Source organism: Amycolatopsis japonica (assembly GCF_000732925.1).
GTDB lineage: Bacteria > Actinomycetota > Actinomycetes > Mycobacteriales > Pseudonocardiaceae > Amycolatopsis > Amycolatopsis japonica.
This window is the reverse complement of sequence record NZ_CP008953.1, coordinates 2,559,643-2,585,166: the sequence shown is the minus strand read 5'-3', so window position 1 is coordinate 2,585,166 and position 25,524 is coordinate 2,559,643. Positions and strand designations below refer to the sequence as shown.

At 72.2% G+C, this 25,524-nt stretch carries 2 protein-coding genes; both read right to left on the bottom strand.

Going from position 1 to position 25,524, the window contains the following annotated elements; translation table 11 throughout:
• Positions 1 to 7 precede the first annotated feature (7 nt).
• On the bottom strand, positions 8 to 15,301 hold the full coding sequence (locus AJAP_RS12285; RefSeq protein WP_051972423.1) for a type I polyketide synthase: 15,294 nt from the start codon (positions 15,299 to 15,301) through the stop codon (positions 8 to 10).
• Positions 15,302 to 15,326: 25 nt separating this feature from the next.
• On the bottom strand, positions 15,327 to 25,118 hold the full coding sequence (locus tag AJAP_RS45210) for a type I polyketide synthase (RefSeq protein ID WP_407639405.1): 9,792 nt from the start codon (positions 25,116 to 25,118) through the stop codon (positions 15,327 to 15,329).
• Positions 25,119 to 25,524 lie beyond the last annotated feature (406 nt).

The window sequence follows — 25,524 nt, the reverse complement described above, 5'->3', positions numbered from 1 at the left end:
CCCCAAGTCAGGAGATCCCGAGTTCCTTGCCGATGAATTCGAACATTTCGTCGTCCGAGGCGTCTTCGAGCCGATCCGCCACGGATTCGGTGCCCTCGCCCGGATCGCAGGCCGCGAGCAGGGCGCGCAGCCGGTCCTTGACCTTGCCGCGGATTGCGTCGTCCGGACTTCCCCCGGCGAACGCGGCCTCCAGCCGGTCGAGTTCCGCCAGCACCCCCAGCGGCGGTGGCGCGTCGTCCACGACGATCTCCGCGCCGACCAGTTCCGCCACCGCGGCGGTGGTCGGATGGTCGAAGACCAGCGTGGCGGGCAGCCGGAGACCGGTGGCCTCGTTGACGCGGTTGCGCAGTTCGACCGCGGCGAGCGAGTCGAACCCGAGTTCGGTGAACGCCTTGTCCGGATCGACCTGCTCGGGACCGGCGTGCCCGAGGACACCGGCGACGTGTGTGGCGACGAGGTTCAGCAGCGCCGCGGCGCGTTCCTCCCCGGTCATCACGGCCAGTTCCGCCTTGAGCGCGTCCCCGGTCGGCGAACCGGCGGTCTCGGCGCGTTTGCCGGTACCGCGGATCAGGCCGCGCAGCAGCGGCGGGACGTCGGTGCCGAGGCCCGCCCGCACCGCGGCGAGGTCCAGCCGCATCGGCAACAGCACCGGTTCGGCCGCCGTCACCGCGAGGTCGAACAGTGCCAGTCCCTCCTCTGTGGACAGTGCGCCCGCGCCGGAGGCCGTCATCCGTTCCAGATCGCGGCCGGACATACCGCCCGCCATCCCGTCACCGGCCCAGAGCCCCCAGGCGAGCGAGGTCGCCGGCAGCCCGTGCGCACGGCGATGCCGGGCGAGCGCGTCGAGGAAAGCGTTGGCCGCCGCGTAGTTCGCCTGCCCCGGATTGCCGAAAGTACCCGCCGCGGAGGAGAAAAGGACGAACTCGTCGACGTCGCCCGCCAGTTCGTGGAGGTTCACCGCGGCGTCGACCTTCGGCCGCAGGACGGCGTCGAGCCGCTCCGGGGTGAGACCGTCGAGGACGACATCGTCGAGGACACCGGCGGCGTGGACGACCCCGGTCACCGGGTGCTCGGCCAGAAGACGTTGCAGCGCTTCACGATCGGCCGCGTCGCAAGCGACCACCGCGACCTCGGCGCCCAACCCTCGCAGTTCGTCGGCCAGCTCGCCCGCGCCCGGCGCGTCCGGGCCGCGGCGACCGGCGAGCACCAGCCGGGTCTTCCCGTGCGCGGTGACCAGATGCCGGGCCAGTGCCGCGCCGAGCGCGCCGGTGCCGCCGGTGATCAGCACGGCCCCGTCGGTCCGCGCCTTGCCTTCGACCGGCGTCACGGCCGGTTTGACCAGCCGCGGCGCCTTCACCGTTCCCTCGCGCAACTCCAGCTGCGGTTCGCCAGAAGCGAGGGCGGGCAACAGCACGCGATACGACGCGTCCTGTTCGTCGAGGTCGACCAGCACGAACCGGCCGGGGTGCTCGGACTGCGCCGAGCGGACCAGGCCCCAGATCACCGCCTGCGCCGGTTCGTCGACGGCGCCACCGGTGACCAGCACCAGCCGGGAACCGGCGAACCGCTCCTCGGCCAGCCACGTACGGACCAGCTCCAGCGCCCGCTGGGCGGCGGTGTGCGCGGCGGCGGCCAGCCCTTGGCGGTGGTCCGGCGCGCAGGACACGAAGACCAGCTCGGGCACCCGATCGATCACCTCGGCCAGATTCGCGTGAACCTGCCCGCGGTAGCCGGCGGCGGTGAGCGCGGCGTCGAGTTTGTAGTCGTCGACACCGACGACGGCCCAGCTCGCGGCCACGGCGGCGGTGGGATCGAGCGGAACCGGCGCCCACTCCAGGCCGAACAGCGACTCGTGGCCGCCCTGTCGCCCGCCGAGTTGCTCCAGAGAGACCGGGCGCAGCGTCAAAGCGTCCACTGTGGCCACCAGCCTGCCGGTCTCGTCCGCCGCGGCCAGGGAGACCGCGTTCTCCCCCGCCGGTGACAGCCGGACCCGCAGGGCACGCGCACCGGTGGCGTGGAGCCGGACGCCGGACCAGGCGAACGGCAGGCGCACGCGCCCGGCAGCCACGTCGGCCTCCTGCTCACCCCCTTCGGCGAAGCCCAGAGCGTGCAAGGCGGCGTCGAGCAACGCCGGGTGCAGGCCGAAACCTTCGGTCGGGGTGTCCTCGGGGAGGTCGACCTCGGCCCAGATGTCGTCCCCTCGCCGCCGGGCGGAGCGAAGTCCCTGGAAGACAGGGCCGTACTCGAGCCCGGCGGCGGCCAATCCGTCGTAGAGGCCGTCGGTTTCGACGGTCTCGGCATCGGCGGCCGCCCAGGCCGAAAGATCGAACGGCGCGCCCGCCGCCAGAGGCGACACGGTTCCGGTGGCGTGGCGAATCCAGTCGCCGTCGTCGGGGCGGGAGTAGACGTCCAGCGCGCGCCTGCCGGTCTCGTCCGGCGCGGCGGCGACGATCCGCAGCGCCGTGCCACCGTGATCCGGCAGCACCAGCGGCGCCTCCAGGGTCAGTTCGTCGACGGCCGCGCAGCCGGTCAGCTCCCCGGCCCGCAACGCGAGCTCGACGAACGCCGTACCCGGGAGGAGGGTCGTCCCGGCGACGACGTGGTCGGCCAGCCACGGCTGCTCCTGCACCGACAGCCTGCCGGTGAACAGCACCGCACCGCTGTCCGGCGCCTCGATCGCCGCGCCGAGCAGCGGATGCCCGGCGGGCGACTGCCCCAGCCCGGTGACGTCACCCACCGCGGGGGCGACGGGCCGCAGCCAGAACCGTTCGTGCTGGAAGGCGTAGGTGGGCAGATCGATCTTCCGGCCGGGGAGCGCCTTCGCCCAGTCGACCCGGACGCCGTCCACGTGCAACCGCGCGAGCGCGGTGACGAACGACTCGGCGTCGGACCGGCCGGCGCGCAGCGACGGCACGAACAGCGGAGCGTCCACTATGGACTCGTTCGTGACGCAGTGCTCGCCGAGAGCGGTCAGCGGCGCGTCCGGGCCGAGTTCCAGATAGCGGCGGACGCCGTGCGCTTCCAGGGTCCGGACGGCGTCGCAGAACCGGACCGCGTCCCGTACGTGCCGGACCCAGTACTCGCTCGATCGTGCCTGGTCGCCGGTCAGCGGCTCACCGGTCAACGTGGACACCAGCGGGATCCGCGGTTCGGCGGCTTGGACGCCGTCGAGTACGGCACGGAATTCGCCGAGTATCCCGTCCATGAGCGGCGAGTGGAACGCGTGGCTGACGGTGAGCCGTTTGGTCTTGCGGCCGCGTTCGGCGAACCCGGCGGCCAGCGCGGTCACGGCGGCCTCTTCGCCGGAGACGACGACCGACACCGGGCCGTTGATCGCGGCGATCGACACGGTCTCGTCGTCGATCAGCGGCCGGACCTCCTCTTCGGTGGCCTGGACGGCGATCATCGCGCCGCCCGGGGGCAGCGCCTGCATGAGCCTGCCGCGCGCGGCGACCACGGTGCAGGCGTCCTCCAGCGACCAGACCCCGGCGACGTGGGCCGCCGCCAGTTCCCCGATCGAATGCCCGGCCAGGAAGTCCGGTCGCACGCCCCGGCTTTCGACGAGCCGGAACAGAGCGACCTCGATGGCGAACATCGCGCACTGGGTGTATTCGGTGCGGTCGACCAGGTCCCCGGCGAGCGCCTCGCGCAGCGGACGGTCCAGCAGAGCGTCGAAACGCTCGCAGATCTCGTCGAAGGCTTGCGCGAAGACGGGGAACGCGGCCGACAGTTCGTCGGCCATCCCGGCACGCTGGCTGCCCTGACCGGTGAAGAGGAACGCGAGCTTTCCGCCCGGCTTCGCGACCCCGGAAACGAAGTCGCCCGGTTCTCCCCCGGCCAGCGCGGCGAGCGCGTCGAGCAGTCCGTCGCGGTCGCCCGCGGTGACGACCGCCCGGTGCTCGAAAAGTCCCCGCGTGGCAAGCGTTTGCGCGACGTCGGCGAGCTCGGTTGCGTGTCCGGTCAGCAACCGGGCACGCAACCTGGCGGCCTGCCCGCGCAGAGCGTCCGGCGTCTTGGCGGACAACGGGAAGGCGAGTACATCCGGCTGGTCGACCGGTGCCATGTCCCCGGCGCCGTCCGCTTCCAGGACGACATGCGAGTTGGTCCCGCTGATCCCGAACGACGACACCCCGGCCCGCCGCGGACGACCGGTGTCGGGCCACTCCCGCGTTTCGGTGAGCAGGGAGACGGCGCCTTCCGTCCAGTCCACATGGGACGAAGGCTCATCGACGTGCAGGGTCTTGGGCAGCACGCCGTGCCGCATCGCCTCGACCATCTTGATCACGCTCGCCACCCCCGCGGCGGCCTGGGTGTGGCCGAGGTTGGACTTCACCGAGCCGAGCCACAACGGCTCTTCCCGATCCTGCCCGTAGGTGGCGAGCAGGGCTTGTGCCTCGATCGGGTCGCCAAGAGTCGTTCCCGTGCCGTGCGCCTCGACGGCGTCCACATCGGACGGTTGCAATCCGGCCTGCGCCAAAGCCTGACGGATCACTCGTTGCTGCGACGGACCGTTCGGCGCCGTCAGCCCGTTCGACGCGCCGTCCTGGTTCACCGCCGTGCCACGCAGGAGTGCCAGCACCTGGTGGCCGTTGCGGCGGGCATCCGACAGGCGCTCCAGCAGCAGCATGCCGACGCCCTCGCCCCACGCCGTGCCGTCCGCGGTCTCGGAGAACGCCTTGATCCGGCCGTCGGGCGCCATCCCGCGCTGACGGCTGAACTCGATGAAAGTGTCCGGAGTGGACATCACCGCGACACCGCCGGCCAGCGCCAGGCCGCATTCGCCCTGCCTCAGCGCCTGCGCCGCGAGATGCATCGCGACCAGCGACGACGAGCAGGCCGTGTCGATGCTGACCGCCGGGCCTTCCAGTCCGAAGGCGTAGGCGAGGCGTCCCGAGATCACGCTGCCCGAGTTCCCCGTGCCGAGGTAGCCCTCCAGATCCGCCGGGATCTCGGTGAGCCGCGAAACGTAGTCGTGGTACATCGCCCCGGCGAAGACGCCGGTCGCGGAACCGCGCAGGCTGGCCGGGTCGATCCCGGCGCGTTCGAAGGCTTCCCACGACGTCTCCAGCAGCAACCGCTGCTGCGGATCCATCGCCAGCGCCTCACGCGGCGAAATCCCGAAGAACCCTGGATCGAAGTCCCCGGCGTCGTGCAGGAATCCGCCGTAGCGGGTGCAGGAGGTGCCGGGCCTGGAGGCCTCGGGGTCGTACAGGCCCTCGACGTCCCAGCCCCGGTCAGCCGGGAACGGGGTGATGCCGTCGCGACCTTCGCTGACCAGGCGCCAGAGGTCTTCCGGTGAGCGGACACCGCCGGGGAACCGGCAGGCCATGCCGACGATGGCGATCGGTTCGTCGACCGGTGCCGTGGTGACGACGGCGGCCGCGGCCGTGGTGCCGGACAGTTCCTCCCGCAGCCGGGAGACGACCGCGTCGGAGTTCGGGTGGTCGAACACGAGGGTGGCGGGCAGGCGCAGACCGGTCGCGGAGTTCAGCCGGTTCCGCAGGTCCACCGACGTGAGCGAATCGAAGCCGAGTTCGGTGAACGCCCGGTCCGACGGCACGTCCTCCGGGCCGGAGTAACCCAGCACCGCGGCGACCTGTGTCCGCACGAGTTCGAGCAGGCGCGCGTCACGGTCCTCTTCGGACAGTCCCGCGAGCTGCCGTTTCCAAGCCGACGCTCCGGCGGAGCGCCGCGCGGGAGCCTTGATCAGACCGCTCAGCAGGGACGGCACGTCGGAACCGAGTTCGGCACGGAGCGCGGCGAGGTCGAGCTTCATCGGCAGGACGACGCCGTCACCAGCGGTGTCGAACAGGTGCAGCCCTTCTTCGGTGGTGAACCCGGAACCGGTGAGCCTGGCGACGGCGGCGGAGGCGTCCATCCCGTCGTCGGTGTCCCAGAGACCCCAGGCCAGTGACCGGGCCGGGAGCCCGTTGGCCAGCCGGTGCTGTGCCATGGCGTCCAAGAAGGCGTTCGCCGCGGCGTAGTTCGCCTGTCCGGCGTTGCCGAACATGCCCGCCGCCGAGGAGAACAGCACGAACTCGTCGACGTCGCCCGCCAGTTCGTGCAGGTTCAGCGCCGCGTCGGCCTTGGGCCGCAGGACGGCGTCGAACCGTTCGGGGGTCAGGCTGTCGATCAGACCGTCGTCGAGGACGCCGGCCGCGTGCACCACCGCGGTGAGCGGATGCTCGGGGTCGATCCCGGCCAGCAGCTCCGCGAGGGCTTCCCGGTCGGCGACGTCGCAGGATTCCAGGACCGCGGAAGCGCCGAGCCCGGTCAGTTCCGCCAGCAGGTCCGTGGCACCGGGGGCGGCGGCACCGCTGCGGCTGACCAGCAGCAGGTGCCGCACGCCGTGTCCGGAGACCAGGTGACGGGCCAGTGATCGGCCCAGCGCGCCGGTGGCCCCGGTGAGCAGGACGGTCCCTTCCGGATCGAACCGCGGTGCCGTGCCGGAGGGCACGCTCTTCACCAGACGTGGCGCCCAAAGCTTCCCGTCGCGGATGGCGAGCTGCGCTTCGCCGGTGGCGACGGCTCCGGCCAGGTCCACTGTTTCGGTATCGGTGTCGATGAGCACGAACCGGCCCGGGTGCTCGGACTGCGCCGACCGCACCAGCCCCCAGACGGCGGCGCGGGCGAGATCACGCGTGTCCTCCCCCGCCACCGACACGGCGCCGCTGGTCTGCACGACCAGGATGGTGTCGGCGTTGTCTTCGTCGGCGAGCCAGGATTGGAGGGCCGCAAGCGTTTGCGCGGTCGCGTCGTGCACGTTCGCCACACTGTCCACTTCGGACCGGACGACCATGACGGGTGCGGCCTCCGCGGCACGGAGGCGGACCGGGACCCACTCCACCCGGAACAGCGAGTCGCCGCCACCCCCGAACGCGGCGGGGTCGACCTGGCGGACGGTCAACCCGGCGACGGTCGCCACCGGCGCGCCTGATCCATCCGCGATCGTCAGGGAGAGCGTGTCGCCGGTCCCGGTGAGCCGGACGCGCAGGCTCGTGGCGCCGGGGCCGGTGAGCGAGACACCCGACCACAGGAAGGGCAGCCGGGCCCCGCCTTCGGTGTTCAGCGCGCCGAGTCCGGCGGTGTGCAGGGCCGCGTCCAGCAGGGCCGGGTGCAGGCCGAAGCGCGCGGCGTCGCCGTGGTGGCGTTCGTCGAGGTCGATCTCGGCGTACACCGTGGTGCCGTCGAGCCACGCGGCGCGGACGCCTTGGAAGACCGGGCCGTAGTTCAGGCCCGCGTCGGCGAGGGCGTCGTACAGCCCGTCGACGTCGGTCTCGTCGGCGGCGGGCGGCCACGACGTGAGGTCGGCTGGCGTGGCGCCGGTGTCCTCGGTCAGCGTCCCGACCGCGTGGCGGATCCAGGGCTCGTCGTCGGCACGGGAATGCACGCTGACCGCGCACGCGCCGGTGTCGTCCGGTTCGCGGACCCACACGCGCAGATCGACACCGCCGCGCTCCGGCAGGACCAGCGGGCTCTCCAGGGTGAGTTCGTCGAGGACGACGGCGCCGTGCCGTCGTCCGGCGGCGAGCGCCAGATCGACGAACGCGGTGCCGGGCAGGAGCACGGTCTCCCCGACGGCGTGGTCGGTGAGCCAGGGCTGGGCCGAAAGCGACAGCCTGCCGGTGAGCACGGTCCCACCGGAGTCCGGCAGGGTCACCGCGCCACCGAGCAGCGGGTGCCCGGCGTCGGCCAGTCCCGCCGCGGTCAGATCGCCGGCCGCGGCGCCCGCGTCGAGCCAGAACTCCGTGCGCTGGAAGGCATACGTCGGCAGATCTACCCGGCGGGCCCCGGCGGACAACGGGCTCCAGTCGACGTCGGCGCCGTGGACGTGCAGTCCGGCGACCGCTGTCAGCAGGGTCATGACCTCGGGCTTGTCGCGCCGCAGGGCGGCGACGACGACCGCGTCCTCGAGGCTGTCCTGGGCCATCGCGGTCAGCACACCGTCCGGCCCGATCTCCAGGAACCGCGTGACGCCCTCGGCCTCCAGGAACTTGACCGAATCATGGAACCGCACCGCGTCACGGACATGACGGACCCAATAGTCCGAAGTGGACACTTCAGCCAGACCACCCGACACGATCGGGATCCGCGGCTCGGCGAAGGTCAGCCCCTCCACCACCATACGGAAGTCATCGAGCATCGGCTCCATCAACGGCGAGTGGAACGCGTGACTCACGGTAAGTCGCTTGTGTTTGCGGCCCTCGACCACAGCGGCGACGGCGTCCTCGTCACCCGAGACGACCACCGACTCCGGGCCGTTGATGGCGGCGATCGACACCCGCTCCGTCAGCAGCGGGGTCACCTCCGCTTCGGTCGCCCGCAGCGCCACCATCGCGCCACCCGTGGGCAGCGCCTGCATCAACCGGCCGCGCGCCGACACCAGCGTCACCGCGTCGTCGAGGGACAGCACCCCCGCGACGTGGGCGGCCGCGATCTCCCCGACCGAGTGACCGGCCAGGAAGTCCGGCCGGACGCCCCAGCTCTCCACCAACCGGAACAGCGCCACCTCAAGAGCGAACAACGCGCACTGCGTATTCGCCGTCTGGTTCAACTCTTCGGCCGAAAGGTCCTTGATCGGCTGTTCGAAGCGGGCACACACCTCGTCGTAGGCTTCGGCGAACACCGGGAAACGCTCGGCCAACTCAAGGCCCATCCCGAGCCGCTGACTGCCCTGACCGGTGAACAGGAACGCCGTCCGTCCGGTGTGCCGGGCGATTCCCCGGACGATCCCCTCGGTGATCTCGCCGTGCGCGAGCGCATCCAGCGTGGCGAGGAGACCATCACGGTCACCGGCCACGAGCACGGCACGATGCTCCAGGTCCGCCCGCGCCGTGAGGGAGAGCGCGACGTCCGCCGCGGTCACCTCGGGAGCGGCCAGCAGGTGGTCGTGGAGGCGGGCCGCCTGCGCGCGCAACGCTTCCTCGGTCTTGCCGGACAGCGGCCACGGCGGGACATCCGAGCTTCCGGACGGCTGGGGATCCGGCTCGACGGCCTCGATGATGGTGTGCGCGTTGGTCCCGCTGATCCCGAACGAAGACACCCCGGCGCGCCGCGGACGACCGGTGTCCGGCCACTCCCGCGACTCCGTCACCAGGGACACCGCGCCATCGGACCAGTCCACATGGGACGACGGCCCGTCGACGTGCAGCGTCTTGGGCAGCACGCCGTGCCGCATCGCCTCGACCATCTTGATCACACCCGCCACACCGGCGGCGGCCTGGGTGTGACCGAGGTTCGACTTCACCGAACCCAGCCACAACGGCTCTTCCCGATCCTGCCCATATGTGGCGAGCAGAGCCTGCGCCTCGATCGGGTCACCGAGTGTCGTCCCGGTTCCGTGCGCCTCGACTGCGTCCACATCGGACGGACGAAGACCGGCCTGCGCCAAAGCCTGACGGATCACCCGCTGCTGCGACGGCCCGTTCGGCGCCGTCAGCCCGTTCGACGCGCCGTCCTGGTTCACCGCCGAGCCGCGAACCACGGCCAGTACCCGGTGACCGTTGCGGCGGGCGTCCGAAAGGCGCTCCAGCAGGAGCATGCCGACGCCCTCGCCCCAGCCGGTGCCGTCCGCGGCCTCGGCGAAGGATTTGCACCGGCCGTCGGCTGCCATCCCACGCTGGCGGCTGAACTCGACGAAGGTGTTCGGCGTGGCCATCACGGTCACACCGCCCGCGAGCGCGAGCGAACATTCGCCCTGCCGCAACGCCTGTCCGGCGAGGTGCATCGCGACCAGCGACGACGAACACGCCGTGTCGATGCTGACCGCGGGGCCTTCCAGCCCGAAGGTGTAGGCCAGCCGTCCCGAGATCACACTGCCCGAGTTCCCCGTGCCGAGGTAGCCCTCGACGTCCTCCGGCACGGAGTTCAGCCGCGCCGCGTAGTCGTGGTACATCACGCCGGCGAAGACGCCGGTCTTGCTGCCCCGCACCGCGTGCGGATCGATCCCGGCGCGTTCGAAGACCTCCCACGACGTCTCCAGCAGCAACCGCTGCTGCGGATCCATCGCCAGCGCCTCACGCGGCGAGATCCCGAAGAACGCCGCGTCGAATTCGCCCGCGTCGTGCAGGAATCCGCCTTCGCGGGCGTAGCTCTTGCCCACCTTGCCGGGGTCCGCGTCGTAGACGTCTTCCCAGCCCCGGTTGACCGGGAACTCCGAAACCCCGTCCCGGCCGGCGGCCACCAGGTCCCACAGCTCTTCCGGGGAGGTGACGCCGCCCGGATAGCGGCAGGCCATACCGATGATCGCGATCGGCTCGTCGACCGGACCGGTGCGCACCGGCACGTCCGGCGCCTCCGCGAGCCCGCCCCCGGCGAGCCCCTCCAGCAGGTGTTCGGCGAGCACGAGCGGGGTCGGGTAGTCGAAGACGAGCGTCGCGGCCAGCCGCAGGCCGGTGACCTCGGTCAGCCGGTTGCGCAGTTCGACCGCCGCCAGCGAGTCGAAGCCGAGTTCCTGGAACGGTTTCCCGGCGTCGATCGCCTCCGAACCGAGGTGGCCCAGCACGATGGCGACGTGCGTCCGCACGATCTCCAGGAGTTCCCGGCTCCGTTCGGCCGGGGTGAGCGCGGCCAGCCGGTCGGCGAGCGCACCCGCCGAACCGGTGACGGCGGCGCGGCGGGCAGGCCGGATCAGGCCGCGGAACAACGGCGGCACGTCGCCGCCGAGCCGCGCGCGCAACGCGGGCAGATCGAGCCGGATCGGGACGAGTGCGGCGTCGTCGAGCGCCGTCGCGGCGTCGAAGAGCGCCATGCCGTCCTCTGTGGACAGTGCCGGGAAGCCGGGGCGGGCGGTGAGCGCGTCACCCATTCCGGCGGCCCACATCCCCCAGGCCAGCGCCGTGCCGGGCTGCCCGTTCGCCTGGCGATGCCGGGCGAGGGCGTCGAGGAAGGCGTTCGCGGCGGCGTAGTTCGCCTGCCCTTCGTTGCCGAACACCCCGGCTGCGGAGGAGAACAGGACGAGTTCGGTGTCGCCGAGCAGTTCGTGCAGATGCACGGCGGCATCCACTTTGGACCTCAGCACGGCGGTGAGCCGTTCCGGGGACAGGTCACCGAGGAGACCGTCGTCCAGCACACCCGCCGCGTGCACGGCGAGGGTGATCGGCTGATCGGCCAGCAGCGCGGCGAGCGCGTCGCGGTCGGCGGCGTCGCAGGCTTCGATCCGGACGTCGGCGCCGAGCGCGGTCAGCTCACGGGTGAGGGTGTCCGCGCCGGGCGCCGCCGCGCCGCGACGGCTGGTGAGCAGCAGCCGCCGGACACCGCGCGACCGGACGAGGTGCCGGGCGAGATCCGCGCCGAGCGCGCCGGTGCCGCCGGTGACGAGCACCGTCCCGGAGAGGTCACCGGGCTCGGTGGTGGTACGCGAGGCGCGGACGAGCCGGGCACCGGACAGGACGCCCTCGCGGAGCATGAGTTCGGGTTCGCCGGTGGCGACGGCGGCCGCGACGAGTTCGGGCGCGGGCTCCGTGTCGGTGTCGAGAAGGACGAACCGGTCCGGGAACTCTTCCTGCGCGGTGCGGACGAGGCCCCAGACGGTGGCCTGCGCCGGATGCGGCACGGCGTCCCCGACGGCACCGCTGGTCAGGAAGACGAGTTTCGGGCCGCCCTGATCGGCGCGCACCAGTTCGAGCGCACGGACGGCGGACGCGTGGGCGTCGCCGAGCAGGTCGCCGGTGTACCCGGTGAACGAGGCGACGACGTGCTCTGCGGCGGCATCGGCGGGGATGGTGAGCGGCTGCCAGTCCACCCGGAACAACGCGTCGCGCACCGGGTTCCGAGAGGTGAGGGCGCCGGACGGGACCGCCCGGACGAGGAGACCGTCGGCGGTGAACACCGGCCGTCCCTCCGGATCCGCGACGGCGAGTGCGATCGTGTCCGGTCCAGCCGGGGTGAGGCGCACGCGGATCGTGGTCGCCCCGAAAGCCCTCAGGCTCACGCCGGACCACGAGAACGGGAGCCGCGCCTCGGTGGCGTCCAGCGCGCCGAGGCCGGCGGCGTGCAGGGCCGAGTCGAGCAGGGCCGGGTGGATCCCGAACCGGGCCGCGTCGGCCTTCTCGGCGTCGGCGAGCTCGATTTCGGCGTAGACGGCCGATTCGTGGGTCCAGGCGGCGCGGACGCACTGGAAGGCGGGCCCGTAGTCGAGGCCGACCTCGGCGAGCGCGCCGTACAGGCCGTCGATCGCGACCGGCTCGGCACCTTCGGGCGGCCAAACGGCGAGGCTGAAGTCGGTGTCGGGGAAGCCGGGGGCGAGGACACCGGTCGCGTGGCACGACCATTCGGCGTCGGCGGCCTCGGGGCGGGAATGGACACCGACGGTGCGCCTGCCGGTCTCGTCCGGCGCGCCGACGACCAGCTGAAGGCTGAGCGCGTCGTGTTCGGGCAGGACGAGGGGTTCCCGCAGGGTCAGTTCCTCCACGATCCCGCAGTCGACCTTGTCCCCGGCGTGCAGCACGAGATCGACGAAGGCGGTACCCGGCAACAGGACATGCCCCGCGACCACGTGCCCGGCCAGCCACGGCTGCGCCGCGAGGGAAAGCCGCCCGGTGAGCAGGACGCCGTGCGCGTCGGCCATCGTGACGACGGCGCCGAGCAGCGGATGATCGGTGGCGCCCAGGCCCAGGCTCGCCGCGTCGCCCTCGGCGTTCAGCGGGCCGTCCAGCCAGAAACGACGGTGCTGGAAAGCATAGGTGGGCAGGTCGACGCGGCGGGCGCCGTCGAGCAGCGGCGTCCAGTCGACGGCCGCCCCGTGGACGTGCAGGGTGGAGACCGCGGCGAGCAGGGTGACGTCCTCCGCGCGGTTGCGGCGCGTGGCCGCGACGACGACCGCGTCCTCGGTGCTTTCCTGGGCCATCGCGGTGAGGACGGCGTCCGGGCCGATCTCCAGGAAGCGGGTGACACCCTCGGCTTCCAGGAAGCGCACCGAATCGTGGAACCGCACCGCGTCACGGACATGACGGACCCAGTAGTCCGCAGTGGACACTTCGGCCAGACTGCCGGAGACGATCGGAATCCTCGGCGCCGCATACGACAGGCTCTCCGCGACCGCGCGGAAGTCGTCGAGCATCGGATCCATCAGCGGCGAATGGAACGCGTGACTCACGGCGAGTCGCTTGTGTTTGCGGCCGTCGAAGCGGGACACCACAGCGGCCACGGCGTCTTCGTCGCCGGAAAGGACCACCGACTCCGGACCGTTGATCGCGGCCAGCGACACCCGGTCCGTCAACAGGGGGACGACCTCGGCCTCGGTCGCCTGCAAGGCCACCATCGCGCCGCCGGTGGGCAACGCCTGCATCAACCGGCCGCGTGCCGACACCAGTTTCACAGCGCCATCGAGACTGAACACGCCCGCGACATGAGCCGCCGCGATCTCGCCGATCGAGTGGCCCGCCAGGAAATCGGGTTTGACGCCCCAGCTCTCCACCAGCCGGAACAGCGCCACCTCGAAGGCGAACAACGCGCATTGCGTGTTCGCGGTCTGGTTCAGTTCCTCGGTGGACAGTTCCTTGATCGGCCGCTCGAACCGGGCACAGACGTCGTCGAAGGCCTCGGCGAACGCCGGGAACCGCTCGGCGAGCTCCCGGCCCATCCCTCGGCGCTGGCTGCCCTGGCCGGTGAACAGGAACGCCGTCCGGCCGTCGGCGGCGACGCCGTGGGCGACCCCGGAGGTGGTGGCGCCGGCGGCGAGGATGTCCAGCCCGGCGAGCAGCTGGTCCCGGTCGGCCGCGACGATCGCGCCCCGGTGCTCGTGCAGGACGCGGGTGGTGGCGAGCGACGCGGCGATGTCGGCGACGCTCAGTTCCGGCCGGGCGAGGATGTGCGAGCGCAACCGCACGACCTGATCGCGCAGCGCGTCCGCGGTCTTGCCGGACAGGACCGCGGGCACGGCGCCGATGGGTGGCACGCCCGCGACCTCCTCACTCTCGGGAGCCTGCTCGACGATGGTGTGCGCGTTGGTGCCGCTGACGCCGAACGAGGACACGCCCGCGCGGCGGGGCTGCCCGGTCTCCGGCCACTCGCGCGCTTCGGTGAGCAGTTCGACGGCACCGGCCGACCAGTCCACTTTGGACGACGGGTCGTCCGCGTGCAGGGTGCGCGGGAGGACACCATGCCGGATCGCCTGCACCATCTTGATCACGCCGCCGACCCCCGCGGCGGACTGGGAGTGCCCGATGTTCGATTTCAGCGAGCCCAGCCACAACGGCCGGTCCGCGGACTTCTCGCGGCCATAGGTGGCCAGCAGCGCCTGCGCCTCGATCGGGTCGCCCAGAGTGGTCCCGGTGCCGTGGCCCTCCACGACGTCGACCTGCCCGGCCGAAAGGCGGGCGTTCTCCAACGCCTGCCGGATGACCCGCTGCTGCGACGGGCCGTTCGGCACGCTGAGACCGCTGCTCGCCCCGTCCTGGTTGACCGCGCTGCCGCTGACGACGGCGAGCACCTCGTGGCCGAGCCGCCGCGCGTCGGAGAGCTTCTCCACCAGGAGCATCCCGACGCCCTCGGCCCACGACGTGCCGTCCGCTCCGTCCGAATAGGACTTGCAGCGGCCGTCCGCGGCGAGCCCGCGCTGACGGCTGAAGTCGACGAACGTGTCCGGTGTGGACATCACCGCGACACCGCCGGCGAGCGCCATCGTGCATTCGCCCTGCCGCAACGCCTGCGCGGCCAGATGCAGTGCGACGAGCGAGGACGAGCACGCGGTGTCGATCGTCACCGCCGGGCCCTCCAGCCCGAAGGTGTAGGCGACCCGCCCGGAAACGACGCTGCCCGAGTTCCCGGTGCCGAGGTAGCCCTCGAGTTCCTCCGGGATGGCGGCGAGCCGGGAGACGTAGTCGTGGTACATCACCCCGGCGAACACCCCGGTCCGGCTGCCCCGCAGGGAGCCCGGGTCGATACCCGCGCGTTCGAAGGTCTCCCAAGAGATCTCCAGCAGCAGCCGCTGCTGGGGGTCCATGGCGAGCGCTTCCCTCGGCGAGATCCCGAAGAAGGCAGGGTCGAATTCGCCCGCGCCGTCGAGGAAACCGCCCTCGCGGCAGTACGACGTACCGGGCTTCTCCCCCGTCGGGTCGTACAGCGCGGACAGGTCCCAGCCGCGGTCGGCGGGGAACCCGGAGATCCCGTCGCGGCCCTCGGCGACCAGCTCCCACAGATCCTCCGGCGACCGCACGCCCCCGGGGAACCGGCAGGCCATCCCGATGATGGCGATCGGCTCGTGGCCGCGGTCCTCGGCCTCCTTCAGCCGTCGCCGGGTCTCCCGCAGGTCGGCGGTCGCGCGCTTGAGGTAGTCGAGGTACTTGTCTTCGTTCGCCACGGAAGGGTCTCCCAGGTCAGGCGGTTCAGGACGCGCCGAGTTCGTGATCGAGCAGGTCGAACAGTTCGTCCGCGGTGGCCGACTCCAGCGAGTCGTCGGCCTCGGCGGCGGGCTCGCCGGTCCACGCCGCCAGCAGCGTGCGCAGGCGCGCGGTGACCCCGGCGCGGTCCCCGTTCGCCGGGGCCGCGGTGGCCAGCAGCGCTTCGAGCCGGTCGAGCCCGGCGTGCACCGACGCGGTGGTGGCCACCCCTTCGGCGGGCAGTTCGGCCGCGAGGTGCCCGGCGAGCGCGGCCGGGTTGGGGTGGTCGAACACCACCGTCGTCGAGAGTTTCAGCCCGCTCAGCGCGCACAGCTGGTTGCGCAGTTCGACCGCGCTGAGTGAATCCATCCCGAGTTCGACGAAGCCCTTGCCCGGATCGATCGCTCCGGCGCCCGCGTGACCGAGCGCGGCCGCGACCTGCTCGCGCACCACCTCCAGCACCGCGTCGTCGCGCTCGGCGCCGGTCAGGCCCGAAAGCCTGTCCTGCAACGCCGGGCTGGTGGGGGCGGACGCGGCACGCCGGGACGACGTCCGCACCAGTCCGCGCAGCAACGGGGGCAGCACCGCGGGTTCCACATCGCGGAGCGAGGACGGCGTCAGCGCCATCGGCAGCACCACCGGCCCGGCGCCGGAGGCCGCGTCGAACAGGGCGAGCCCGGCTTCCGGGGTCAGCGCGGCGATACCGGTGCGGCCCATCCTGGCCAGGTCGGTGTCGCTCAGTTCGCCCGTCATGCCACCGTCGGTCGCCCACAGTCCCCAGGCGAGCGACGTGGCCGGGAGCCCATGGGCGTGACGGTGGCGGGCGAGCGCGTCGAGGAACGCGTTGGCCGCCGCGTAGTTCGCCTGCCCGGGATTGCCGAACGTGGCCGACGCCGAGGAGAACAGCACGAACTCGTCGACGTCACCCGCGAGTTCGTGCAGGTTCAGCGCCGCGTCGACCTTCGGCCGCAGCACCTTCGCCAGCCGCTCCGGGGTCAGCGCATCGACCAGACCGTCGTCGAGTACGCCGGCCGTGTGCACGACGGCGGTCAGCTCATGCCCGGCGAGGGCCGCTTCCAGCGCCGCGCGGTCGGCGACGTCGCAGGCCTCGACGGTGACGTCGGCACCCGCGGCCGTCAGGTCGGCCACCAGATCCTTGGCGCCTTCGGCTTCCAGCCCGCGCCGGGAGACCAGCAGCAGCCGGGTCACACCGCGTGCGGTCACCAGATGCCGGGCCACCAGCGCGCCGAGTGCTCCCGTACCGCCGGTGACCAGCACCGTCTTGCCGGGATCGAGCGCGACCGGAGCGGCCGCGGCGGTCTTGCGGACCAGCCTCGGCGCGTACGCGGCACCGTTCTCCAGCCGCAGTTCGGGATCGTCGGCCGACACCCGGACCGGATCCCCGGTGGTCTCGGCGATGCCGAACCGGCCGGAGTGCTCGGACGAGGCAGAGCGGAACAGTCCCCGTACCGCGGCCTGGGCCAGATCGGTTCCGTCGGTCACCAGGACGAGCCGATGCGTGTTCAGCCTCTCGTCGGCGAGCCAGTCCCGCACCTGGCGCAACGCCCACGCGGTCGCGTCGTGCACCGCCTCGGCGGTCTCCCCGGACGGGCAGACCAGCAGTGCGACTTCGGGCGTCTTGGCGGCAAGCAAGGCAGTTACGTCCACATAGGACTCCCCGGTGCCGACCCTTACGTCCTCTGTGGACACTTCCTCGGCGGGCACCTCGGTCCACTCGACGTGGAACAGCGAGCTGCTCCCCTGCCGGTTTCCCAGCTGCTCCGGCGAAATCCGGCGGAAGACCAGGGAATCGACCGTGGCCACCGGAGCGCCTTCGCCATCGGTGAGCAGCAGCGAGATCGTGTCCGGAGCGGGCGAGGACAGCCGGAGCCGCAACGTCCTCGCACCGGTCGCGGCCAGCGAGACACCCTTCCACGTGAACGGCAGGAAAGGTCCCTCGCTCTCGCCCTCCAGCCGGAGCTTCGACGCGTGCAGCGCGGCGTCCAGCAGCGCGGGGTGGACGCCGAAGCCTTCGGCGTCACGGAAGCGGTCCTCGGGCAGCGAAACCTCAGCGTAGACGTCGTCCCCGGCCTTCCACGCCGCGCGCAGGCCCTGGAACAACGGCCCGTACTCGAAACCGGTGCCGTCGAGCCGGTCGTAGAAATCCCCGACCGGGATCTCGGTGCCCTCCGGCGGCCAGCTGGCCAGGTTCCCGCTGGAAGTCGGGGTTCCGGTGGACAGGAGGCCGGTGGCGTGCCGCGTCCACGGTTCGTCGTCGGCGGCGGCTCCGGCGCGGGAATGGATCTCGATCGTGCGCTCGCCGTCCTCGCCGGGCTCGCCGACGGTGACGTGCAGCCGGACGTCGCCGCTTTCCGGCAGCGCCAGCGGGGCCTCCAAGGTCAGCTCGGCGACGGTTCCGCAGCCGGCGCGGTCACCGGCATGCAATGCGAGGTCGACGAACGCGGTGCCGGGAAGCAGAGCCGTACCGAGTACGACGTGCTCCGCGAGCCACGGCTGAGTCCGCAGGGAAAGCCTTCCGGTGAACGAGATCCCGCTCCCGCCGGGCACCGGGACGGCCGCGCCGAGCAGCGCGTGCCCGGCCTCGCCGAGCCCGAACGCGGCCGCGTCACCCGTGGTCGTGCCGGTGCTCGCCAGCCAGAAGTGCTGGTGCTCGAAGGGATACGTGGGCAGCGTGACCCGGCTCGCCGGGACACCGTCGAACACGCCTGTCCAGTCGATTCCGACGCCGTGGACGTGCAGGCGGCCGAGCGTGGTCGCCAGTGTGGCGACCTCGGGGCGCTCCCCGCGCAGGGTCGGGATCAGCACAGTGTCTTCGAGGAAGTCCTTGGCCATTGCGGAAAGAACGCCCTCCGGGCCGAGTTCGACGAAGGCGCGCACACCCTCGGCTTCGGCGAACCGGATCGCGTCGTGGAACCGCACCGCCTCGCGGACGTGCCGCACCCAGTACCCGGGTGAGGCGATTTCGGGATCGGGACGGCCGGTCACCGTGGACACGATCGGGATCCGCGGCTCGCTGAAGGAAAGCCCGGACACGACCCGACGGAAGTCCGCGAGCATCGGTTCCATCAGCGGCGAGTGGAACGCGTGGCTGACCACGAGCCGCTTGTGCTTGCGGTCCGCGAACCGGTCCAGCACGGCGGTGACGGCGTCCTCGTCCCCGGACAGCACCACCGCTTCCGGACCGTTGACCGCGGCGAGCGACACGCGCTCGGTGAGCAGCGGCGCCACTTCGTCTTCATTGGCCTGCAAGGCGATCATCACGCCGCGGGACGGCAGGGCGCCCATGAGCCTGCCGCGCGCCTCGACCATCGTGGCCGCGTCCGCGAGCGACAGGACCCCGGCGACATGCGCGGCCGCGATCTCGCCGACCGAATGCCCGAGCAGCAGCGCGGGCCGGACACCCCAGCTCTCCAGCAGCCGGAACAGCGCGACCTCGACGGCGAACAGTGCGCATTGCGCGAACGCCGTTTCGTGCACTCGCTCGGTTTCGAGGACTTCGCGCAGCGAGAGCCCGAGGCGCGGATCCAGATGGGCGCACACTTCGTCGAACGCGGCGGCGAACACCGGGAAGCGGGCCGCGAGTTCGGCGCCCATCCCGGGTTTCTGGCTGCCCTGCCCGGTGAACAGGAACCCCGGCGCCCCGGCGGTGAGCGCGCCGCGCAGCACAGCCGCGCTCGGCGTCCCCTCGGCGAGGAGAGCGAGTTCGCGCAGACGATCCGGCCCGGTCACGGCGGCCCGGACTTCCAGCCCCGCACGGGCGGTCGCCAGCGTGTACGCGATGTCGGAGTCGTCCCCGGGGTGCTCTTCCAGGCGCGCGTGCAGCCGAGAAGCCTGTGCCCGCAACGCTTCCTCGGTCTTGGCCGAAAGCACCCACGGCACCCACGTGTCCCCGGCGGCGGGCGGTGCCGCGCTCTCGGGGACCTCTTCGATCAGCGTGTGCACGTTGGTCCCGCTGACCCCGAAGGAGGAGACACCCGCCCGGCGCGGACGTCCGGTGTCCGGCCAGTCCACCGGTTCGGTGAGCAGCCGGACGTCACCCGCGGTCCAGTCCACCTCCGTGGTCGGCGCGTCGACGTGCAACGTCCGCGGCAGGACACCGTGCCGGATCGCCTGCACCATCTTGATCACGCCCGCCACACCCGACGCCGACTGCGTGTGCCCCAGGTTCGACTTGACCGAACCGAGCCACAGCGGGTGCTCGCGTTCCCCGCCGTACGCGGCGAGCAGCGCCTGCGCCTCGATCGGGTCACCGAGGCTGGTTCCGGTGCCGTGCGCCTCGACGGCGTCCACATCGGACGGTGCGAAACCGGCGTTCGCCAGTGCCTGCCGGATCACCCGTTGCTGAGACGGCCCGTTCGGCGCGCTCAGCCCGTTGGACGCGCCGTCCTGGTTCACCGCCGAACCGCGCACCAGCGCCAGTACGGGATGGCCGAGGCGACGCGCGTCGGAAAGCCGTTCCACCAGAAGGATCCCGGCACCCTCGGACCACGCGGTGCCGTCGGCGGCGTCGGCGAACGCCTTGCAGCGCCCGTCCGGCGCGAGCCCGCGCTGACGGCTGAACTCCACGAACGCGGCAGGGTTGGCCATCACGGTCACCCCGCCCGCCAGCGCCAGCGAACATTCGCCGCGCCGCAGCGCCTGGGCCGCGAGGTGCAGCGCCACCAGCGAAGACGAGCACGCGGTGTCGATCGTCACCGCGGGGCCTTCCAGCCCGAACGTGTAGGAGAGGCGGCCGGAGACGACCGCGGTGGCGGTTCCGGTGAGGAAGTAGCCCTCGGTGCCTTCGGGCGCGTCGGTGGCGTCCAAGCCGTAGTTCTGGAAGGAAGCGCCGACGAAGACGCCGGTCGCACTACCCCGCAGGGTCGCCGGGTCGATCCCGGCGCGTTCGAACGCCTCCCACGACGTCTCCAGCAGCAACCGCTGCTGCGGATCCATCGCCAGCGCCTCACGCGGCGAAATCCCGAAGAACGCCGCGTCGAAACCGCCCGCGTCGTCGAGGAAGCCGCCTTCACGGGCGTAGGTGGTGCCGAGGTGCGCGGGGTCCGGGTCGTAGAGCGCGTCGAGGTCCCAGCCGCGGTCGCCGGGGAACGCGGCCATCGCGTCCCCGCCGTCCGCGACGAACTCCCAGAACTTCTCCGGATCCGTGATCCCGCCGGGGAACCGGCAGCTCATCGCGACGATCGCGATCGGCTCGTCGTCGGTCACCACCACGGCAGGAGCGGCTTGGGTCCCGGAGACGTCGCCGGTCAGCTCGGCGACGAGATGACCGGCGAGCGCCGAGGCCGACGGATGGTCGAAGACCAGGGTCGCGGGCAGCCGCAGCCCGGTGGCGGCGGCCAGCCGGTCGCGGACCTCGACCGCGGTCAGGGAATCGAAACCGAGGTCGCGGAAGGCCCGGTCCGGCTCGACGGCGGCGGCACCACCATGGCCGAGGACGGCGGCGGCCTGCGCGCGGACCAGGTCGAGCACGATACGGGCCCGGTCGGCCTCGGGGGCCGCCAGCAGCCCGGCGGCGAATTCGGAGCCGCCCGGTCCGGCGGTGTCGGCGGACAGCGCCTCGCGGACCTCGGGCAACGCGTCCAGCAGCGGCCGGGGCCGGGCGAGGGCGAATCCGGGGGCGAACCGCGCCCAGTCGACGTCGGCGACCGCGACGAAGGTCTCGTCGTGCGAAACGGCTTGGACGAGCGCGGAGACGGCGAGCGCCGGGTCCATCGCGGCCAGCCCGAGGCGGCGCAAGCGGTCGACGTCGTCCTGACCGGCCAGCCCGCTGCCGCCGCCCCACAGACCCCACGCCACCGAGGTGGCGGGCAGCCCCCTGGCACGACGGCGTTCGGCGAGCGCGTCCAAGGCGGCGTTCGCGGCACCGTAGGCACCCTGCCCGGCGCCACCCCAGACACCCGCGTTGGAGGAGAAGAGCACGAAGGCGTCCAGTTCGGTGCCTTCGAGGAGTTCGTCGAGGTGAGCGGCGCCGCCCGCCTTGGCGGTGAGCGCGTCGGCGAGTTCCGCCGAGCCGGTCTCGGCGAGCGACGCGGTGGTCCCGACCCCCGCCGTGTGCACGACGGCGTTCGGCGGATACTCGGCCAGCACCGCGGCCAGTGCGTCACGGTCGCCGACATCGCAGGCGGCGAAGGTCACCCGCGCACCGAGTCCGGCGAGTTCTTCGCGCAATTCCGCCGCACCCTCGGCCGCCGCTCCGCGCCTGCTGGTGAGCACCAGGTGTTCGGCACCGTTCCCGGCGAGCCATCGCGCGACGTGGGCGGCCACCGCACCGGTGCCGCCGGTGACCAGGACGGTTCCGCGCGGCCGCCATTCCGGCGCGACGGCGTCCCCGAGCGGCGCCCGCACGAGCCGCCGCAGGTAGACCCCGGACGACCGCACGGCGACCTGGTCCTCGTGGCCACTGGCGAGCACCCCGGCGAGCCGGGCCGCGGTGCGTTCGTCGAGTTCCTCAGGAAGGTCGACGAGGCCGCCCCAGCGTTCGGGGTGTTCGAGACCGATCGCCCGGCCGAGGCCCCACACCGCGGCCTGAGCGTTCGGGGCCTCCGACCGGCCTACGGCGACCGCGCCGGTGGTGACTATCCACAGTGGAGCGTCGAATCCGTCGAGCTTTCGGACAAGGTCCGTGGTCGCGGCGAGCCCAGCGGGTACCACGGGTTGGTCCGGATGCGGCCGTTCGTCGAGTGCCAGCAAGGAAAGCACGCCGTCGACCGGCTCGTGCGGCAGTTCGTCATCGGGGCCCGCGAGCAGGACACGGGCGCCGAGCCGGGTGAGCGCCTCCGCGACGGGCGGCACCGGACCGGACGGCACGACCAGCAGCCACGTCCCGTCGAGGGTGGCGGCAGGCGTCCCGGTGGCCGGGACCCAGTCGATCCGGTACCGCCAGCTGTCCACTGTGGACTTTTCGAGACCGGAACGTCGCCAGGCCGAAAGCGCGGGAAGCACCGCGTCCCAGGCGCCCTCCCCGGCGGGCACGGCGGCGTCGAGCGCGCCGGTGTCGGCCTGGTCGACGGCCGCCCAGAAGCGCAGTTCGGCCTCCGTCCCGCCCTGCCGGGCGACGGCGGCGTCGAGCCAGTACGGCACCCGCTGAAAGGCGTAGGTGGGCAGGTCGACCCTGATCGCAGTGGGCCACAACGCGGCCCAATTCGGGCGAAGGCCGCGCACGTGCGCCTCGGCCAGCGACGTCAGGAACCGGCGAAGGCCGCCCTCGTCGCGGCGCAGCGATCCGAGCGCGACCGCGTGGGCGCCCCGTTCCTCGATGGTTTCGGTGACACTGCCGGTCAGCACCGGATGCGCGCTGGCCTCGACGAAGAACCGGTGACCGTCGTCGAGCAGCCGCTGGACGGACCGGTCGAACCGGACGGTGGCCCGCAGGTTCCGGAACCAGTACTCGGGGGTCAGGCCGGCCGTGTCGAGAGGTTCCCCGGTCACCGCCGAGTAGAACGGCACGGTGGACGCGCGGTGCTCGACGCCTTCGAGCAGGCCGAGCAGTTCCTCGCGCAAGACGTCCACCTGCGGTGAATGCGAGGCGTAGTCCACCGGGATCCGGCGGGCGCGCACGCCGTCCGCCTCGCAGGCGGCGACGAGCCCGTCGAGCGCCTCGGGGTCGCCGGAGACGACTACCGACGCGGGTCCGTTGACCGCGGCCACGGCGACCCGGTCGCCCCACTCCTCCAGCCGAGGGAGCACGTCGTCGCGGCCGAGGGCGACCGCGACCATGCCCCCGGCGCCCGAAAGCGCGAGGATGGCCTTGGCCCGCAAGGCGACGACCTTGGCTGCGTCGGCCAGCGACAGCGCGCCTGACACGTACGCGGCGGCGATCTCGCCCTGGCTGTGCCCGGTCACGGCGTCGGGTTCGACCCCGCACGCCCGCCACAGCGCCGCCAGCGACACGTTGACCGCGAAGAGGGCGGGCTGCACGACGTCGACGCGCTCCAGCGCCGTCGCGTCGCCGAGCACGTCGGTGAGCTTCCAGTCCACAAAGGACGAAAGAGCGCGCTCGCAGTCAAGCAGTGCGGCCCGGAAAACCGGTGAGGAATCCTTGAGCTCCAGCGCCATCCCGGCCCACTGCGAGCCCAGTCCGGGAAAGACGAACGCGACCTTGCCCGGCGGCAGGGCGATACCTTCGACCAGCCCCGCCGCGGGCGCCCCGGCAGCCAAGGCGTCGAGCGACGCTTCCGCATCGGCCACCACGACGGCGCGATGCTCCAGCGCGGCGCGGGAGGTCGCGAGCGAGAAAGCGGCGTCGGTCAGGGATTCCGTCTGGCGAAGGTGCTCACGCAGCCGGGCGGACTGCGCGCGCAGAGCCTCGGCGCTCCGGGCGGACAGGAGCAACGGTGTCGCCCCGTCGCCGAGCGGTGATTCGCCTTGACGCTCGGCGGGTTCGGCCTCCGGCGCCTGTTCGACGATGACGTGCGCGTTGGTGCCGCTGACCCCGAACGAGGAGATCCCGGCGCGGCGCGCCTCCCCGGTCTCCGGCCACGGGCGAGCCTCGGTGAGCAGTTCGACCGCGCCCGCTTCCCAGTCCACTTTGGACGACGGGGTGTCGATGTGCAGGGTCATCGGGGCGATCCCGTGCCGGATCGCCTGGACCATCTTGATCACGCCGCCGACCCCGGCGGCCGCCTGGGTGTGCCCGACGTTCGACTTCAGCGAACCGAGCCACAGTGGACGGACGCGTTCCTGCCCGTAGGCGGCGAGCAGGGCCTGCGCTTCGATCGGGTCGCCCAGCGTCGTCCCCGTGCCGTGCGCCTCGACGACGTCGACCTGGTGCGGTGCGAGGCCGGCGCTGTCGAGGGCCTGCCGGATCACCCGCTGCTGCGACGGACCGTTCGGTGCGGTGAGCCCGCTGCTCGCGCCGTCCTGGTTGACCGCGGTACCGCGTACCACGGCGAGGACCGGATGCCCGTGGCGACGGGCGTCGGATAGCCGTTCGAGCAGCAGGATCCCGGCACCCTCGGCCCAGCCGGTGCCGTCGGCCGCGTCGGCGAAGGGTTTGCAACGGCCGTCGGGCGCCATCCCGCGCTGACGGCTGAACTCCACGAAGGTCTCGGGCGAGGCCATCACGGTCACCCCGCCCGCCAGCGCGAGCGTGGATTCCCCGCGCCGGAGCGACTCGGCGGCGAGGTGCAGCGCGACCAGCGAAGACGAGCACGCGGTGTCGATGGTGACGGCGGGGCCTTCGAGTCCGAAGGTGTAGGCGACGCGGCCGGAGGCGACGCTCCCGGCGCTGCCGTTGCCGAGGTAGCCCTCGAACTCGCGCAGTTCCTCGGCGCGGGGGTCGAGCCTGGAGCCGTAGTCGTTGTACATCACCCCGGCGAACACGCCGGTCCGGCTGCCGCGCACGGATAGCGGGTCGATCCCGGCGCGTTCGAAGACCTCCCAGGCGGTCTCCAGCAGCAGACGCTGCTGCGGGTCGACCGTGAGCGCCTCGCGCGGGCTGATACCGAAGAACGCGGCGTCGAACTCGTGGGCGTCGTAGAGGAAACCGCCCTCGCGCGTGTAGGTCTTGCCGTGCCGCGCGGGGTCGGGGTCGTAGAGCGCCTCGACGTCCCAGCCCCGGTCGGCGGGGAAACCGCCCACCGCGTCGGTGCCCGCCGCAACGAGGTCCCACAGCTGCTCCGGGCCGCGGACGCCGCCCGGGTACCGGCAGGCCATCCCGATGATCGCGATCGGCTCGTGCTCCCGCGCCTCGGCCTCCCGCAGCCGGGCCCGGGTCCGATGCAGGTCGGCCGACACCCGCTTGAGGTAGTCGCGCAGCTTCTCCTCGTTCAGCATCAGTAGCCAACCTCTTCGCGCCGGGAAAAACGAAATGCCACTCGAGGAAAAGCTAGGTGAGCTGCGAAGAGGCGGACAACCCCTAGCCGCCCCTACGTCCCCTTAGGGAATAGGCGACGAACAGGGCCTCACGAAAGCCACTTTCGAGACCCGTCTCCGGCCGGGACGAAGGCTCCTTTCGCCACATCAGACGCGGTGAAGGGAGCCTTCAGCCCACATGCCTCCGGTCGAGCCACCGCCGGGGCGGGTGTCGCGAAAGCCACTTTCGAGACATGTAACGTCCCGAAAGTGGCTTTCGCGACATGCCCGAGGCGAGCCGGTCGCCCCAGATGGTGGCGAGGGCCTCCTTGCCTGCCCTGAAGGTAGGGAAGGAGGCCCTCGCTACCCCGTCGACGCGGCTTTGGTGAGC